The sequence below is a fragment of the Bacteriovorax sp. BSW11_IV genome, from assembly GCF_000447755.1.
GTDB lineage: Bacteria > Bdellovibrionota > Bacteriovoracia > Bacteriovoracales > Bacteriovoracaceae > BSW11-IV.
Genome location: NZ_AUNE01000040.1, coordinates 1 through 16,239, shown reverse-complemented (window position 1 = coordinate 16,239; position 16,239 = coordinate 1). Strand labels below are relative to the sequence as shown.

Below are 16,239 nucleotides of genomic sequence, written 5' to 3'. Positions count from 1 at the left end.
TTAACTAACAATATCGGTCAAAATTATTCATCTCTATCGAAAACTCGTTTTTTATTAATTTTATCAAAACAGAAAGATTGATAGTCGTTTAGAATTTTCAAAACAAAATCTTCTCTCAACTGATTCTTCACACATAAATTGTCAATATAACAGATTTTTAAATTTGAATGAGTTGCAGCTCGTCTAAAGATTACCAAGAAAAAGTCATCAAAAGATTTATTCTTAACTAAATCGAGAGAACAAAGATCAATGGCCAATGTAGATCTCAAGTATTCCAATTGATAATATTTTTTTTCAGAAACATTAAGAATCATAATTTCATTAAATAAATTAGCACAATATTCCCATTTTCTTCCAAACAAAGTATCAAACTGCCAGTAAATTCCAACCTGGCAAACTATAACTGTCATAATATCCTGAATCGAAATTGATTCCAATTTGCAGGACTCAGATAAAATAATGCATTTGAATACAATAAAATAAACTGCCCCAAATAAAGCAGTAATCCAAATCGATCTGATAAAATTAAGTATCGGTTGAGAGAAATTGTTCAAAAAGAGGTCATGTTCCAAAAAAAATAGCGATTTTAAAAAGCCATTATTCCTTCTAATTCGAAATGAAGGCTTGTTTATTTCAGTGGTACACATAATCCAAAAGTCCTATTAATCAGATGGAAATATCAGTCACACTACTCGAAATAAATTACAATTAATTTAATAAAGATTTCTTAATAAACATATTTTTTTTTTTTCAAATTAACAAGAATTGATAAAAAGTAATAAAATATCTCTATTCGAAATATGGAGTAGTCCTCTTTCCATTTATATATTCAAATCCATGCTTAATACGGATGTTATGCCCATCTGATAATTTAGGAATCTCATTCTCTGAAAACCAAGCGACTTTAAGTGTTTCACTTGAAATTGTTTCTTTACCACCTTCTATTTTTGCAACAAAGAGAAGATGAATAAATTCGTTTTCTTTCCATGGATAGTGGATATATTCATAACAACTCGAACTATAGACGCCAATCAAGTCCGTACATTTTACGAGTAATCCAGATTCCTCAAAGCATTCCCTTTCGGCACATTTTTTAGGAGTTTCTCCCAAATCCTGACAACCACCAGGCAAGGCCCATAACCCATTGTCAGCTCTTTGAATAAGTAGAAGTTTATTTTCGTGATTTAATACGAATACATCACATCCAACAAGTGGTGTAATTGGTTTTCCCATTTTTTGCCTTTTCTTAGCGAGTGTTGATAGCGTCTTTAATGCTCTTTCTTAAATAGAATTCATCAAAGCGATTTAACTTGTAAGGAACTCTAAGCTTATCATTCACTGCTTGCACAACAAATGAGCCAAGAACATCAAGACCCATATAGCGAATGTCTTGTAGAAGAATATATTTTTTTCTTGGAAAGAGCTTCTCTTCAACTGGACCGAACACCCCATTAGCATCCACTCCGAAAGAAAGAAATTTTGCCACGTAGAAATAAATCCCTACGAGTGACAAAGAAAATAAAGCGGCACTTAAAACAAATACCAAAAATGTATAAGTGACAATTGTTGAAGGAAGAAAATCGAAAATCCAGTTTTGCAGAAATTTCCACTGCCCTACTGTTTCAAATTGAAAGTAGCCAATTGATAGGGCCACGAAAGATAAAAGCGAAATAAAAAATGAACTCTTTTTAAAGAGAATGAAAAAAGCCGGTCTATTAAAAACAAACTTTTCTTTGTTCATTGTCAGTCACCTCCACTCCCCTTTATTATAGGGGGTTTTGGCGATTGTTTAGTAGAGGGGAGAAATTTCCTACAAAGAATAAAGACTGGTTCTCGTTACGCTTCCAGCTCCACTCGAAGTTGTTCGGCGTCATCTGCTCCTGCAGATGCCGCCTCCAAAAAAAAGGCCCGCTTATTAAGCGGGCCTTTCAAAGAATATCTTGATCTAATTAATTAGATTTTTGAACCTCTTGAGAATTTGATTTGTGTTTTCTTTCTTCTCTTATCGGCAGCAGCTAGCTTTTCTTTGTTACGTACAGAAGGTTTCTTGTACTCTTGTCTTTTGCGGTACTCACGGATAACGCCAAAAGATTCGCAAAGTCTTTTAAATTTCTTTAAAGATCTTTCCGCACCCATTTTGTCATCAATGTTAACTTTGATTGAGTAATCAGACATGTCATTCACCTCCTTCTTTCTAGCATTGGCCACTTCATACGAAATGGGATAAAAATTCTTGTCTAACTTAGTGTTTATGGGGCCCTAAGTCAACAGACTTGTTATTATATTCCCCAAAAGTTTTTTATCAAAGGGTAAATTCTGTGAGTGATGAACTAAATCTCTTTAGTCAAAATAAGGCCGACAATGAAAGCTCGCGCCCCCTTGCCCACAGAGCAAGACCCCTAACCTTTGATAATTACGTGGGTCAGGCCCATATTTTTAACCGCTACTCCTTTTTAAAAGAGAAGAATTTCCCAAGTTTAATTCTATGGGGACCTCCAGGAACAGGAAAAACAACCCTTGCCCGCATCATCGCCAAAAACTCAGGACGCGAGTTTTACTCCTTTAATGCCGTTTTGGGCGGAGTAAGTGACCTCAAAAAGCTCATCGCCAGCGCCATTGAGATGCGCGACATGTTTGGTAAAGAGGCCGTTATCTTTGTGGACGAGATCCACCGCTTTAACAAATCCCAACAAGACGCTCTACTTCCCTATGTTGAGGCGGGAGATTTTAAACTTATTGGCGCCACAACAGAAAATCCGAGAAGCTCAGTAAACCGCGCTCTTTTAAGTCGCGTTCAGGCCATTGAACTAAAAAAACTTGATGAAAGTGATCTTTTACAAATCATCAGCACTGCTGCCAGTGATTTTGATTTGCATATTACTAAAGACGCTATGGAATTTATCGCTGATCACGCTAATGGCGATGCGAGAAATGCTCTCAATCTTTTAGAAATTGTCACTCAATATAGTGCGGGCAATGAAATGACGCTTGAATTCGTGCGCCCACTAATTTTAGAAAACGCGCGCTCTTACGATAAAAATCAAGACCGCCATTATGATGTGATCTCTGCCTTTATAAAAAGCATGAGAGGCTCTGATCCTGACAGCGCTATTTTATGGTTGGCCGTCATGCTTGATGGTGGTGAAGATCCTGTCTTTATAGCGAGACGCCTTGTGATCTTCGCTTCAGAAGATGTGGGTAATGCCGATCCGCAGGCAATCACCATGGCGGTTTCGGCACTTACGGCCGTTCAAAATATTGGTATGCCAGAAGCGCGCATAAATCTTGCGCAAGCAACAACTTATCTCGCGTCTACAGTAAAGAGTAATGCCGCTTACAATGCCATCAATGCAGCTTTGGAATACGTTCAAAACCAGCAGACTATAGAAGTGCCAAATCATCTTAGAAACTATCCCCCTAAAGGAACTGCGCCTTATAAGTATCCTCACGCCTATCCGCACCACTTTGTGAAACAACAGTATTCGCCAAATGGGACGCCAAAATTTTACGAACCCCAAGAAATTGGTCTCGAAAAAAACATCAAAGAGCGTCTAAACAAGCTATGGGACGGCGCAAAGAGCTAGTTGTCGCATAGCAAGGCCTATGAAAATTCGAAATGTAAGAATTTTTATAAGTTTGCCTTTAAAAAAGTATTAGCAAATCTAATTTTTTATTTTATAGTGCCTGCACACACCAACAACACGAACAGAAGGAATTCTCGTGAAACAACTTTTGAGCTTACTTATCCTAGGTTTATCAGTATCTACACTTGCAGCACACAACTACTATCCTGCTGACATCCAATCACAAATCGAAAACGGACAACTTAAGAATGAAGCTTTAAAAGAAGCTCTTTTTGAAGTTGTGAGCAGCACGCACCAAACAAATGGAAATGGTCCAGACACACTTGGTTGCGACTCTAGAAAGAAAGGAAGCTGTTACTCTCCAATCGTTCTAGGCTACAAAGGTGCTAGAAAAGTTCTTTTCGGAAAACTTCACCTTGAACAAGACGCTAAAGGGTATTACGTAAAAGACGTATACTGTAACAAAGAAATCAGAAATTCTCAGACTAAAGTTGGACCAGGAATCATTCCTAACTCTAACATCCTTAACTGTGAGCACACTTGGCCACAATCTAAGTTCACAGGAAGATTTGGCAACGAAACTCAAAAATCAGATCTTCACCACCTTTACCCAACGGATTCAAGAGCAAATTCAGTTCGCGGAAACTACAAATTTGCTGACGTTAATGGATATGAAGTAGGTTCTGACTGTAAAGCTTCTCACACAGAAGGAAACGGCGGAGACTTCGAACCACCAACTGAGCACAAAGGAAACGTTGCTAGAGCACTTTTCTACTTTGCAGTTAGATACCAAATGGATATCGATCCAAAGCAAGAAGCTACTCTAAGAAGATGGCACGAACAAGATCCAGTTGATGCAGACGAAATGGATAGAAACGATGGGATTTATGAAGTACAAAACAACAGAAACCCATTCATCGACTACCCGCACCTAATCGACTCAATCAGCAATATCTAAATAAAATCAGGCTTCCATTAGGAAGCCTTTTTTTTCTAACAAAATCCTAATAAGTTTTTCTAAAAAAATGTATTAGCAAAATTAATTTCTTTTTGTACACTTTTAGAAAGGGACCATTGAAGGTCCGAATCAAAAAAGGAATTCACTTTGAAAAAACTGATCTGGTTGACCCTCATCATCCTGCCAGCATTTACTTTTTCTGCAGGACTTGATTACTATCCTGAAGATTTTCAAAAGAGTATTGAACAAGATCAGTTAAGAGATGAAGAGCTTAAAAGAGCACTTCAAAAAGTTCTTACTGAAGTACACCAAAAACGCATTAATGCTCCAGACACTTTAGGTTGTAACCGTAGTGAAAAAGGACAGTGCTATAGCCAAATTTCACTTGGCTACCGTGGTGCCAGAGAAGTACTTTTTGGAAAACTTCACCTTGAAAGAGACGCTAAGGGCTATTACGTGAAAGACGTTTATTGTAACAACGTTTACCGCGAAGACTCTCCAAACATTGGAAACCTTGGACCAAAGCAAATCCCTAATCAAGATGTTCTAAATTGTGAGCACACATGGCCACAATCTAAATTCTTTGGTGGAAAACAGGCCTCTGTTCAAAAAGCAGATCTTCACCACCTCTTTCCAACTGAATCAAAAGCAAATTCAGTTCGTGGTAATTATGAATTTAGAGATGTTGAAAAAACCGACGCCAGAAGTCTTTGTAGTGCATCTAAATCTGATTCAAAACACAATTTTGAACCACCTGATGAACACAAAGGAAATGTAGCAAGAGCACTTTTCTACTTCGCAACTCGCTACGGTGGAAGCATCTCCAGAGATCAGGAACAAACGCTTAAGAGATGGCACCTTCTTGATCCTGTAGACGGTGAAGAAAGAGAAAGAAATGAAGGTATCTATGAGCTTCAAAACAATAGAAACCCTTTCATTGATTTTCCAGAGCTAGTCGAAAAAATTTCAAATTTCTAATAAATAAAGGCCTTCATATGAAGGCCTTTTTATTTCAGACCTTCATTTACTTTTTCCAATAGTATCTTTGCATTCTTAAACTTTTTAGGGATTAATAAATACAATTCCTTATTCTCTAATGGTGGGCCAATCTCTTCCAAATCAATACAGCCAATTTCTCCTTCTTTGGCCATCTTATCAATCAAGTACTTGGCAACAAGAAAATCAATAACAATAAGTTCAACTCTATTAGCGCATAATTTTTTTAAATTCTCTTCATCTGAACTGGCAAAATCTTTTTTCAGATCTAAAGTCTTATCAACTAAAATTGAATTTACATACCCTCGAACGAGTCCAATCTTATATTGCTGAAGGGATTTTATGTTCCCATCATAATAGAGATTTGTTGATTTTTTCTTATAAAATCCTACTGGTCCTTTCATAATTGGATCAGAAAAATAGAAGTCCTTAGATCTCTCACCACTATAATAAGCAGGAAATATCCCATGATACTCTCCTTCCCCTGCTTCTTTGAGAGCACGTACCCAAGGTCTGTAATGAATGGAAAATCCCGTACGGCTTTTACGAAGGGCCTTTTTTAATGCGGTTGCGGCCAGCCCGTTATCATACAAATCCTTACCGACATATGGGGGCCACTCAAGCGTGACGAAGTTGTATTCGATATTTTTATCTTCTGAAAATGAGCTCGAAATATAAAAAAATATGAAATATGTAATAAGAATCATTCTTTTGGCCATATCAAAGTATACGCTCATTTCTAACTCAAGAGGCTTAAGAATAAATTAAGTTTTCCAATTCACTTTTTAGAAGAACAATTTAAGTATCAATATTCAAGGAGAGAAAATGAGTTTTTACAAGATGTCACTAGTGACGCTTATGCTTGCCACAGGGATGGGCGCATTTGCCGCAGGTTCACACAAAATTAATGTCCAAGGTCGTTTCGATTACGTAAGTGCTGACAACGATCAAAAAAAGTCTGGTACACCAAATTATACAGATTTTGAAGCAGCTACTCTTTATAGTTCTTTCTCAGGAACAGTAAATGATAAATTAGATTACTATGCTCGTTTCTCTTGGACACAAGATGGAAAAGATAAAACAGATGGTCTTAACAAAATCGCTCAATACATTTACGTGACTCACAAGCCAACAGCAAATATCGACATCAACATCGGTAAGCAATTCGTATGGTACGGTACAAGAGAAGAAGATTACAATGCTGCCGACGTTTACCACTATTCATTAGCTGGTAACGGGACAGATACACTACCTGTTCCTTTTTATGAAATGGGTGTTAACGTAGCGACAAAGTTTTCTGGGCAAAGCTTAATGTGGCAAGTTTTCAATGCTGATAAAGACACTGATGGAAGTGGAAATAAGAAGCAAAGAAATGTTCTATACGGTGTAACGTATCTAGGAAATTTCATGGATGGAAAAATCCTTCCAATGGCATCTTACCACGTTCGTCCAACTTCTGGAGCTAACGATCAAAAGATGACTTACCTTGCAGCTGGTTCACAATTTCACTTTGGGTCAATGTACCTAGATGTAGATTACAACCTATTTAAAGGTGATAAAGTAAACAGTGGTAAAGATGAAGAGATTACTTCTATCGTTACTAAACTTGGTTACAAAATGGATAAGCACCATGTTGGATTCAAATTTGTAATGGATAAACTTGAAATCGACAATAAAGAAAACTATTCTGAAAATGCATACGCTCTATCTTACGAGTACCATGTAATGCCTGAGTTCCGTTACCACGTAGCTTACGTTATGCAAGATCGTGACTACAAAGCTGCTGGGACAGAAGACCCTACTTTCACAAAAATTATCGTTGGTATGAAATTTAACATCGATGTTCTCTAGTACGATTGATCATCTTACTTGACTTAAGGGCCCGAATTTATTCGGGCCTTTTTGTATCAAAATTTTGTTTAACTTGAGTATCTTTTTTTTCAAAGCCCATCATAATGGATTCATGCTTAGATTATTTTAGGCAACTCCTTGACCGAGCCTTGGCCCTGTCATTTTGTTAATATGACAGGGCCTTTACAATTATAGGAAATGAAATTTTTAATTTTACTCGTCCTATTATTTTCGACTCAAACATTTGGACAAGAAAAACCAAAGAAGCGACAACTCGTCATTTGTGGAAACGTTTGGTATCCCTTCACTTTTTATAAAGGCGAAGATTTCAATCAAGGTATTAGCATTGAGATCGCTTCTCTAATTCTTAAAAAACTAAATTTCGATTTTACCTTTCGTGATATTCCTTGGACTCGCTGTAAGCAAGGTGTTCGAAATGGTGAATACGATGCCATTTTGGATGCAACTCCCGATGGTAATCTTTATGCCCCTAAAGCATACGCTTCTTTTTTTCCAATTGGTCTTTATACAAAAATAGATAACTCCGATGCACCAGAAGTATTTACTTGGCAATCAATGATTGGAAAAAGAGTTGGTCTTATAAAGACTTACGACTATCCAGGAAAGATCAATCAATTTAAAGGCTGGTATCGAATTGAGTCTGAAACAGAAGAAAAATCTCTCATGAAATTAAAGGCCAATCGCTTTGATTTTATTCTCACCGATGTCTTTACTGCAGATCTCTTGGCCCCAAAAATGAAAATAAAATTAAAACAAATCCCTCCGCTTGTGGCCTTTGAAAATCTATTTTTGGTTTTCAATATCAAAGATAAGGCCATAGCAGATGATTATTCTAGAGAGTTGGAAGGGCTTATAAACGATGGCACTGTTGATCGCATCTTTAAAAAATACCTCCATAAAACATTTCACGAACTTGATAAAAACAATGAAGGCGTTGTTAACCAATGAACATCTAAAGTTTAGACGGCCATCAGTTTCTTGATCTCGAAATAGCTCCTAACCTATTGAAACTCTATAATTAAGGCCGGCAAGAAAATTGCTTTAAAATCATCAAAATTCTTTTGAGATGAGGAGATCTAAGATGAAAGCGATAGCTGCAACGTTCATTATGTTATTTGGTCTTAATTCCATGGCCATGAGGCTCAATGCTGAAGTTAGTTGTAAAAAAAGATACAACGATCGTACCATTGAAGTCGTTCATGTGAAAAACGCTGTTACTTCGGAGGAAATTTACATCATCCAACATAGTGATATCGACAATTCAAGTGTCGTTATTTTTCAAGATGATGTTGTCTCTTACAAAAATGTTATCACTGGAAAAGAATCCAGACTTGTTCTACTTGAAAACTCCAAAGGAACACTTACAATCAAGGCCAAGCACTATGAAGACCTAGATGGTGCACTACTTAAATGCGAAAAAGATGTTGAAACATCATTTGATATCTAAAAAAAGGCCCGATCAAATCGGGCCTTATTTTTTTAGAATAGATTAGTTGGATCCATTGTCTCAAGCGTGTTGATAACATGCTTAAGGAATTTCGAACCAAGTTCCCCATCAATAAGTCTGTGATCGTATGAGTGAGTTGCATACATAATATCACGAATTGCAATTGAAAGGTCTTCAGTGATAACTGGTCTTTTCTTAATTGTACCAACACAGAAAATACCAAGTTGTGGTTGAAGAATAACTGGTGTTGCAGCAAGAATTCCAAATGAACCGTTGTTAGTGAAAGTATAAGTTCCACCAGATAGATCATCCATTGAAAGTTTTCTTGCTCTTGCTTTTTCAACAAGTACGTTAAGTTGTCTAGCAAGACCTGTGATATTTAGATTATCAGCACCTTTGATAACTGGAACAACGAGACCGTTACCAGGAACAGAAACTGCACATCCAAGATTGATATCTTTCTTAACGATAATATTGTCACCATCAATTGAAGCGTTAACAAGAGGGAACTCTTTAAGCGCTTGAACGATAGCGTATAGAATGAAGTGAGTATAAGTAAGAGAGAACCCTTCTTGTTTTTGGAATTCTTTCTTGAAACCTTCTCTGAACTTCACAAGTCTAGTCATATCAACTTCATCAATTGAATTCACGTGTGGTGAAGTCATTTTAGAAGCGATCATATTTCTAGCGATTGCTTTTCTCATATTATCCATTGGGATAATTTCAACTCTGTCACCAGTTTTAAAAGCTGGAACAGATGAAGTTGCTGGAGCTGCTGGTTTCGCCGCTGCTGGAGCAGATGCTACTGGAGCTGCCTTAGGCGCTGAACCACGAGTTGCTAGGAAGTTTTCGAAATCTTTTTTCGATACTCTTCCCGCTGCTCCTGTTCCGTGAACGCTTGCAAGTTCGTTAAGAGAAACTCCCGCTTCTTTGGCCATAGCTTTAACAAGTGGAGTATAGAATCTTCTCTCACCAGAAGCTGCTTGTGCAACTGGAGCAGATGAAGTTGTCCCTACAGCTGCTGGAGCTGCCGCTGGTGCAGATGCTGCAGGAGCTGAAGAAGCACCAAAAGCAACCGCAGATGGGTTAAGCTCAAGAGTTGCGATCTTTAGACCAACATCAACTGTCTCACCTTCAGCGTAAAGAATTTCTTCAATTCTTCCTGCCATTGGTGAAGGAATTTCTGACTCTACTTTATCAGTAGAGATTTCTAGAAGAATTTCATCAATTGCTACCATATCACCTGGCTGCTTGTGCCACTTAGTGATTGTACCGTTAGTGATCGACTCTCCCATTTGAGGCATAACAATGTCATGTCTCTTGCTTGCTGGGTTTGAAGCCGCTGGAGCTGCAGAAGCAACTGGAGCTGGTGCCGGTGCTGCCGCTGGTTGTACAGCAGGTGCACTTGCAGTTGCATTAGCGTCGTCATCGATAACAGCGATTAGAAGACCTACGTCAACTGTGTCGCCTTCAGCATATTTAAGTTCAACTACTTTTCCTGAATAAGGAGAAGGAATTTCTGATTCTACTTTATCAGTAGAGATCTCAAGTAAAACTTCATCAAGTTTAATTGTGTCACCTGGGGCCTTGTGCCATTTAGTGATCGTCCCGTTAGTGATGGACTCTCCCATTTGCGGCATTACGATTTCATGTCTTGCCATATAAATCTCCTTACAAAATTAATTAAAAGTTAAGTGCTCTGCCCTTAGCGGCCATAACAGATTCAGCAAGAAACTCACCAAGCGTTGGATGCGGGTGAACTGTTGCAAAAATCTCTTCATCGATCCCTTCCATTGTACGGAAAAGAACGTACTCATGAATAAGCTCAGTAGCGTGAGTTCCAACAATGTGGGCCCCAAGAAGTTCCCCGTGCTTACCAATTAGAGTTTTAACAAAACCAGCTGTCTCATTTGAAGCAACCGCTTTACCATTGGCCTGGAAAGGAAGTTTTCCAACTTTATATTCGATACCTTTCTCTTTAAGAGCTTTTTCTGTGTACCCAACTGATGCTACTTGTGGCTGACAGTAAGTACAACCAGGAATATTCATCTTATCTAGAGCGTGTGGGTGTTGACCTGAAATATGCTCAGCTGCGATAACACCTTCGTGAGAAGCTGAGTGAGCTAGTAGCGGAGGTCCAGCAAGGTCACCAATTGCGTAGATATTTGGTACATTAGTTTGGTACATATCGTTTACAGCAACAAATCCTCTGTCAGTTTTAACACCAACTTTATCTAGACCAAAACCATCGATATTTCCTGTCATACCAACAGCAATTAGACCCATTTCAAATTTGTAGTCTACAGTCTTACCGTTTTCTACAGCAGTGATTGTTACATCATTACCGTTATTCTTAGCAGAAACTTTCTCTACACCTAGTGAAAGTTTAATACCGTATTTTTTGTATGCTCTTTCCACTTCTTTTGAAGAATCTTCATCTTCGATTGGCAGAAGATTTTTTTGAAGTTCGAAAATATGAACGTCTACACCGAAGGCATTCCAAAAGTATGCGAACTCAACACCGATAGCACCGGCACCAATGATACCGATAGACTTAGGAAGAGTTTCCATTTTAATCGCTTCCCAAGCACCGATAAGTCTTTTTCCATCGTGCTCAAGACCAGGGAATGCTCTGTAGTGTGCACCAGTAGCAAGAATGATATTCGTAGCTTTTAGTGTCTCTACTCCACCTTTTGAAAGTTTAACTTCAATAGTGTTTTTATCATTAAGAGTTCCGAAACCATTGAAAGTTTCGATTTTGTTTTTCTTCATTAAGAACTCAACACCCTTAGAGATTTTATCAGAGATGCCTTTTGCTCTTTTAACAGCTTGAGAACCATCTAGGCCCTTAAGTTCAACGTTAATACCAAGCTCTTTGAAGTCATGAAGCTCGTGTACTGAGTGAGCAGACTTTAAGACTGCTTTTGTAGGGATACAACCGCGGTTTAGACAAACACCGCCCATTTTATCCATTTCCACGATCGCCACTTTTTTACCAAGTTGGCTCGCTCTAATTGCTGCAACATACCCACCTGGGCCTGCACCAATTACAACAACATCAAAATTCTTCATATACCGTCCTTAAATTAAGTCTAAAAATAAGACAAAGTTGTGGCCTTAAAGCACGAAAAATATTAAACACTTTTAAAGTCCACCGGGCACGATGTCAATGGAAGTAGAGTCAAGACAAGGTACATTTAATGAGCGAAATTTCGCACTCCGAAACAGAGATTTTATTACGAGCTTTTCCGAAGGGCGTCATCGCCGTAGACCTTGAAACTACAGGGCTTTCACCACTTCTCGATCGCATCATAGAACTCTCGGCCGTAAAGGTTACAAAAGACGGTATCGAGACATTTGACCAGCTCATAAATCCCGGAATTAACATCCCGCAAAATACTATCGATATTCACGGAATTACCGATGAAATGGTGGCCACTTCTCCAAAAATTGAAGACGTACTCCCTCGATTTCGAGAATTTGCTGGCGACCTGCCTTTTATCGCCCATAATGCCAAGTTCGATGCCGGCTTCATTGTTTATGCTGCCCATCATCTTAATACAGCTTGGCAAAATAATGACGTCTTTTGTTCATGTCGTTTCGCTAGGCTCACCCTAAAAGATATGCCTAACTATAAACTAGGAACGTTGAGCGAAGAGCTCGACATCACCCTAGAGAATCATCACCGCGCATTGGATGATGCTTGGGCATCTTTGCATATTTACATCAAAGGTCTTGGCGCTCAAGGCGAGAAAATGGATGCCCAAATTGGAAAATTATTTAACCTGAGCGAGTTTAGTAAAAACAAAGATCTATCAATACCAACAAAACTTGCAGGCATTGTAAAAATGGTTGAAGAACAACGTGTTCTTCTCATTCGCTACAAAGGCGGCAGCATGAGAGGACAACTGAGACCAATTAAGGCCATTGCTCTCTTGCCACTACCTGCAGGAAATATTCTTTACGCCCACTGCTTAAAAACAAATCTTTTTAAATCTTATTCGCTAAATAAAATCATTGAATTTCGTGAAGTTGAAGGCAAAGAGGCCCGCGAATTTATAAAAGAAGCAAAAACGATACGCCCAAAACAATAAATTTGCCTAATGCAGGGGGCCTCGATATAAAGGGCCCATGTTAGCTTATAGAATTCAACAGGCCATTATTTTTGTCATCCATATCGTTCTCCTTTATTGGATGTACTACACCCTTGCAAACGCTGGCGAGATGTCAACGATGGAAGTCATCCTTCATTTCACCGGTATGTCTATCTACGGGGCCCTTCTCATTCGCGGCACGGCCTTTTGGGCCAATTACCACTACCAAAAAGAGAAGAAGAAACAACAGCAATGATCCAGTGGCAACAAGAATTTAAAAATTCACTGCGCACACCAAATGACATCAATGCTTTTTTTGGCACTGATTTAAAAGACATTGAGTACAACTCTTTCATTCCAAAATCTTTTGCACAAAAAATAAAAGAAGCTGGTCCACAATCATCTTTGTGGAAACAATTTATTCCGGCCCAACAAGAAAATGAACAAATTGATGGAATGTATGATCCCATCGGTGACACAACTCACGCAAAAGCAAAACAGCTAATCCATCGCTATAAAAATCGTGCTCTATTTCTCCCGACAACAGTTTGCCCAATCATTTGTCGCTATTGCTTTAGGAAAAATGAACTCACGTTTAAAGACGATCTTTTTAAGGCCGATTTTCAAAATACGATCCAGTACTTGAAAGACCACCCAGAAATTGAAGAAATTATTTTTAGCGGTGGTGATCCACTTATTTTAAGCGATGAAAAATTGCGTGAATATCTTGAGGCCTTTGCTAATGTTGGTATCAAGTGCATACGCTTTCATTCTCGTGTTCCGATAATTATACCTTCTCGCTTGAATGAAAATTTCATTCAGTTAATTAATGAGTTTTCTTCAAAATTTCAAACAATCACTCTTGTGACTCACTTAAATCACAGTGAAGAAATTTCAACTGAAGTCGAGGCAGTCATTACGAAATTAAAAAAAGAAACAAATCTTCTTTTATTGTCTCAAAGTGTTCTTCTAAAAGATGTGAACGATAACTCAGATACTCTTGCTGATTTATTTTGGGCCATCCACAAAATAGGAATTCGTCCCTATTATTTACATCATCCTGATTTGGTAAAGGGTGGAATGCATTTTCACTTAGATTTAGAAACCGGAAGAAAAATATTTCTGCAACTTCGTGACAAAATTCCTGGTTGGTTAATTCCTCATTACATCTTAGACATCCCTGGTGGGCATGGAAAAACCCCGGCCTTCAATCCTGAGTCTCTTGAATTTTCTGGCACATTAATTGACCGATACAACAAAATTCATCGCTACAAAAATATGCAGTAAGCAAATTCTTCTTATCGACTCTGGGGCCATTTTTTAAGGTTATTTGGGAAACTATTAGAAATGAGCAACTTCTTAAGAGAGCTTAACACTTTTCTTTAATTTCAAGTAGTTTTGCCTTGTTCCACGAATAATCTTGATTTATTCTATCCTCTATGAAAAAAGACGGAAGTCTCGCAGACAATTTATCAATCAACATTTTTCGCGAGCTTAAGCACAACATTCTTATTCGCAACAATACTTCGAAAACAGAAGTTGTGGACCCCTCTGTGATTCAACTTGTTGAACTTGGCGATCACAGTGCAACGTTAAATGTGCCAAAAAATATTTGTGGCCTTGGTCACCTTCTTTCTCTCTATATTTTCAACCACCCAATGAAGAGAAAACTTGTAAAACTTCCAACGACTCCATTAGTTGGACAAATTCTCATCACAGGAAGAGTTCAAGAAATCTCTATTGTGGAAAATGAAGAAGATAGAATTCATATCGTTGTTGAAGTAACAAGCTCTCTTGAAGAGTGGAAAAAGATAACTGAACTTTATAGTGAACACCAAAAGAAGATAGCAAATCTTTTTAAGTAGAGAATTTAATGGAACTGAACTTAGAAAAAGATCTTCAAAAAAAATTGAATGACTTCTTTAAAGGTAAAGATGCCGTTATCGTTGACCCTACGACGTCAACTCGTTCTACTATTAAGAAAATTTTAAACTCATTAGGTTTTCCTCTTTCCAGCATTCATATTGTTGGAGATTTTTATCAAGCGGCGGAGATTGTTAGAGAGAAAATGGCTGCCATCATTTTTTCTGCTGGAGATTTAGGTAAAAAGAACGCTCAGGACTTACTAGATCTTCACGTAGATTTAATTCCCAATCGTGAAAATTGTGTTTTCATGGTTGTCTCTAAGCAAAACAGTGAAGCCTCCGCCGCTTCTTATATCGACACAGAAGTTGATAGCTATATCTGCCAACCATTCACAACTGTGACACTACAAAATGCGATCATTGAGGCCTTTACTAAAAAAGTAAATCAAACTCGCTATCAAAGAGAAGTTTGTAAAATTAAAAGTCATATTCATAAAAACGATTTCGAAGAGGCCTTAGTAGGAATTGATAATTCCATGCAATTAAGTGATGACTTAGTTTGGACCTACTATCTCAAAGGTCTTGTGTATGAAAAGCAAGGAAATCTAGAGGCCGCAAGAGAAGAGTATCAAGTGGCCCTCTCTTATAGTGAAAGACACTTTCAAACTCTCACTGGCCTTATGAGAACATACCAAGGTCTGCGCCAATATGGTGACGCCTATAGTGCGGCCAATGCTCTTCTTAGTCGCTTTCCACTGGCCATCAATCAAATTCCTGATCTAATCAGAATTTGCTTGGCCAATAGGAAATTTGAAGACCTAGAAAAGTTATCGCTAGTTCTCAACCAAGTTCCCGACCTTTCGGAAAATATCAGAAAGTATATATCGGCGGGACTTGCGATGTGTGGGAAGCATTTACTTATTTCGAACCAAAGCAAAGATATCGCTCTTCGCTCACTTAAAAGGGCCCTAGAGTCATCAGATGATAATGTTCATGTCGTTGTGACTGTAGGGAGAACTTATTTAGAATGTAATTACTTCAATGAGGCCCTACACGTTGCTAACTCATATGAAGATAAGCTTGGTGATTCAGAAGAATTCAAAATTTTTGAACTTGAATTATTCTATCAAACGAGTGAAACCAAAGGACAAGTACTCACTTTGGGGAACGAGCTATTGCAAAAAAATATTAAGCGCCCACGCGTCTATGAGATCATTATTCAGGCCTCAATTGAGCTCAAAAGAAGGAATGAGGCCATTGAACAATTGGTACATGACGCATCGAGCGAGCACCCCAATTTAAAATCATTTTTTCAATCATTTTTGAATTGACAAAAAAATTCGGCTTCAATAATATCGGCGTTACCAAATAAGCGAGCGTAGCACAGTTGGTAGTGCGCCACCTTGCCAAGGTGGAGGTCGCC

18 protein-coding genes are annotated in these 16,239 nt (G+C 38.1%); 11 read left to right on the top strand and 7 right to left on the bottom strand.

The window, feature by feature from the left end:
- Window positions 1-23: 23 nt before the first annotated feature.
- From M899_RS10945 to rpsU, 4 genes are all read right to left on the bottom strand, one after another.
- Window positions 24-410, bottom strand: a complete 387-nt coding sequence (locus tag M899_RS10945; protein ID WP_034728925.1) for a hypothetical protein — start codon at window positions 408-410, stop codon at window positions 24-26.
- Between the two features lie 379 nt (window positions 411-789).
- Window positions 790-1,233: an NUDIX domain-containing protein gene (locus tag M899_RS10940; protein WP_021271547.1), complete on the bottom strand. Its 444-nt coding sequence runs from the start codon at window positions 1,231-1,233 to the stop codon at window positions 790-792.
- Window positions 1,234-1,246: 13 nt separating this feature from the next.
- Window positions 1,247-1,741 (bottom strand): hypothetical protein, encoded by a 495-nt coding sequence (locus M899_RS10935; RefSeq protein WP_021271550.1) that lies wholly within the window; start codon window positions 1,739-1,741, stop codon window positions 1,247-1,249.
- 212 nt (window positions 1,742-1,953) lie between these two features.
- The gene (gene rpsU, locus M899_RS10930; RefSeq protein WP_021271549.1) at window positions 1,954-2,175 is read right to left on the bottom strand and encodes a 30S ribosomal protein S21; all 222 of its coding nucleotides are present in this window, start codon (window positions 2,173-2,175) and stop codon (window positions 1,954-1,956) included.
- Window positions 2,176-2,318: 143 nt separating this feature from the next.
- Here rpsU and M899_RS10925 point away from each other — a divergent pair, with 143 nt between their 5' ends.
- The 3 genes from M899_RS10925 to M899_RS17790 all read left to right on the top strand — a co-directional run bounded on the left by M899_RS10925 (window position 2,319) and on the right by M899_RS17790 (window position 5,520).
- Window positions 2,319-3,584, top strand: a complete 1,266-nt coding sequence (locus M899_RS10925) for a replication-associated recombination protein A (RefSeq protein WP_021271510.1) — start codon at window positions 2,319-2,321, stop codon at window positions 3,582-3,584.
- A 136-nt stretch (window positions 3,585-3,720) separates the two neighbouring features.
- Window positions 3,721-4,542, top strand: coding sequence for an endonuclease I family protein (locus tag M899_RS10920; RefSeq protein WP_021271523.1), 822 nt, complete (start codon window positions 3,721-3,723; stop codon window positions 4,540-4,542).
- Between the two features lie 147 nt (window positions 4,543-4,689).
- Window positions 4,690-5,520, top strand: coding sequence for an endonuclease I family protein (locus M899_RS17790; protein WP_021271525.1), 831 nt, complete (start codon window positions 4,690-4,692; stop codon window positions 5,518-5,520).
- Window positions 5,521-5,549: 29 nt separating this feature from the next.
- On the opposite strand, the gene M899_RS10910 is transcribed toward M899_RS17790, so the two are convergent.
- Entirely contained in the window at window positions 5,550-6,275 is a 726-nt protein-coding gene (locus M899_RS10910; RefSeq protein WP_021271537.1) for a substrate-binding periplasmic protein, read from the bottom strand.
- A gap of 88 nt (window positions 6,276-6,363) precedes the next feature.
- On the opposite strand from M899_RS10910, the gene M899_RS10905 reads away from it, so the two are divergent.
- The 3 genes from M899_RS10905 (at window position 6,364) to M899_RS10895 (ending at window position 8,857) form a co-directional block, all read left to right on the top strand.
- A complete protein-coding gene (locus tag M899_RS10905) occupies window positions 6,364-7,389 on the top strand; it encodes a phosphate porin (protein WP_021271540.1) in 1,026 nt (341 codons plus the stop codon).
- Window positions 7,390-7,587: 198 nt separating this feature from the next.
- Window positions 7,588-8,358, top strand: a complete 771-nt coding sequence (locus M899_RS10900; protein ID WP_021271551.1) for a substrate-binding periplasmic protein — start codon at window positions 7,588-7,590, stop codon at window positions 8,356-8,358.
- A gap of 133 nt (window positions 8,359-8,491) precedes the next feature.
- Complete coding sequence (locus M899_RS10895) at window positions 8,492-8,857, top strand: hypothetical protein (RefSeq protein ID WP_021271505.1); 366 nt, start codon at window positions 8,492-8,494, stop codon at window positions 8,855-8,857.
- A gap of 32 nt (window positions 8,858-8,889) precedes the next feature.
- On the opposite strand, the gene sucB is transcribed toward M899_RS10895, so the two are convergent.
- Both sucB and lpdA read right to left on the bottom strand, forming a co-directional pair.
- Window positions 8,890-10,518: a 2-oxoglutarate dehydrogenase, E2 component, dihydrolipoamide succinyltransferase gene (gene sucB / locus M899_RS10890; RefSeq protein ID WP_021271511.1), complete on the bottom strand. Its 1,629-nt coding sequence runs from the start codon at window positions 10,516-10,518 to the stop codon at window positions 8,890-8,892.
- 22 nt (window positions 10,519-10,540) lie between these two features.
- Entirely contained in the window at window positions 10,541-11,929 is a 1,389-nt protein-coding gene (gene lpdA / locus M899_RS10885) for a dihydrolipoyl dehydrogenase (RefSeq protein WP_021271527.1), read from the bottom strand.
- Between the two features lie 128 nt (window positions 11,930-12,057).
- Between lpdA and M899_RS10880 the strand changes: the two genes are divergently transcribed.
- The 5 genes from M899_RS10880 to M899_RS10860 all read left to right on the top strand — a co-directional run bounded on the left by M899_RS10880 (window position 12,058) and on the right by M899_RS10860 (window position 16,147).
- Window positions 12,058-12,951: a 3'-5' exonuclease gene (locus tag M899_RS10880; protein ID WP_021271508.1), complete on the top strand. Its 894-nt coding sequence runs from the start codon at window positions 12,058-12,060 to the stop codon at window positions 12,949-12,951.
- Window positions 12,952-12,988: 37 nt separating this feature from the next.
- A complete protein-coding gene (locus tag M899_RS10875; RefSeq protein ID WP_021271509.1) occupies window positions 12,989-13,207 on the top strand; it encodes a hypothetical protein in 219 nt (72 codons plus the stop codon).
- A complete protein-coding gene (locus tag M899_RS10870; RefSeq protein WP_021271531.1) occupies window positions 13,204-14,238 on the top strand; it encodes a KamA family radical SAM protein in 1,035 nt (344 codons plus the stop codon). Before M899_RS10875 ends, M899_RS10870 begins: the two co-directional genes overlap by 4 nt.
- A gap of 152 nt (window positions 14,239-14,390) precedes the next feature.
- On the top strand, window positions 14,391-14,816 hold the full coding sequence (locus M899_RS10865) for a hypothetical protein (protein ID WP_021271546.1): 426 nt from the start codon (window positions 14,391-14,393) through the stop codon (window positions 14,814-14,816).
- 8 nt (window positions 14,817-14,824) lie between these two features.
- On the top strand, window positions 14,825-16,147 hold the full coding sequence (locus M899_RS10860; protein ID WP_021271534.1) for a tetratricopeptide repeat protein: 1,323 nt from the start codon (window positions 14,825-14,827) through the stop codon (window positions 16,145-16,147).
- The last annotated feature ends 92 nt before the right edge of the window (window positions 16,148-16,239 follow it).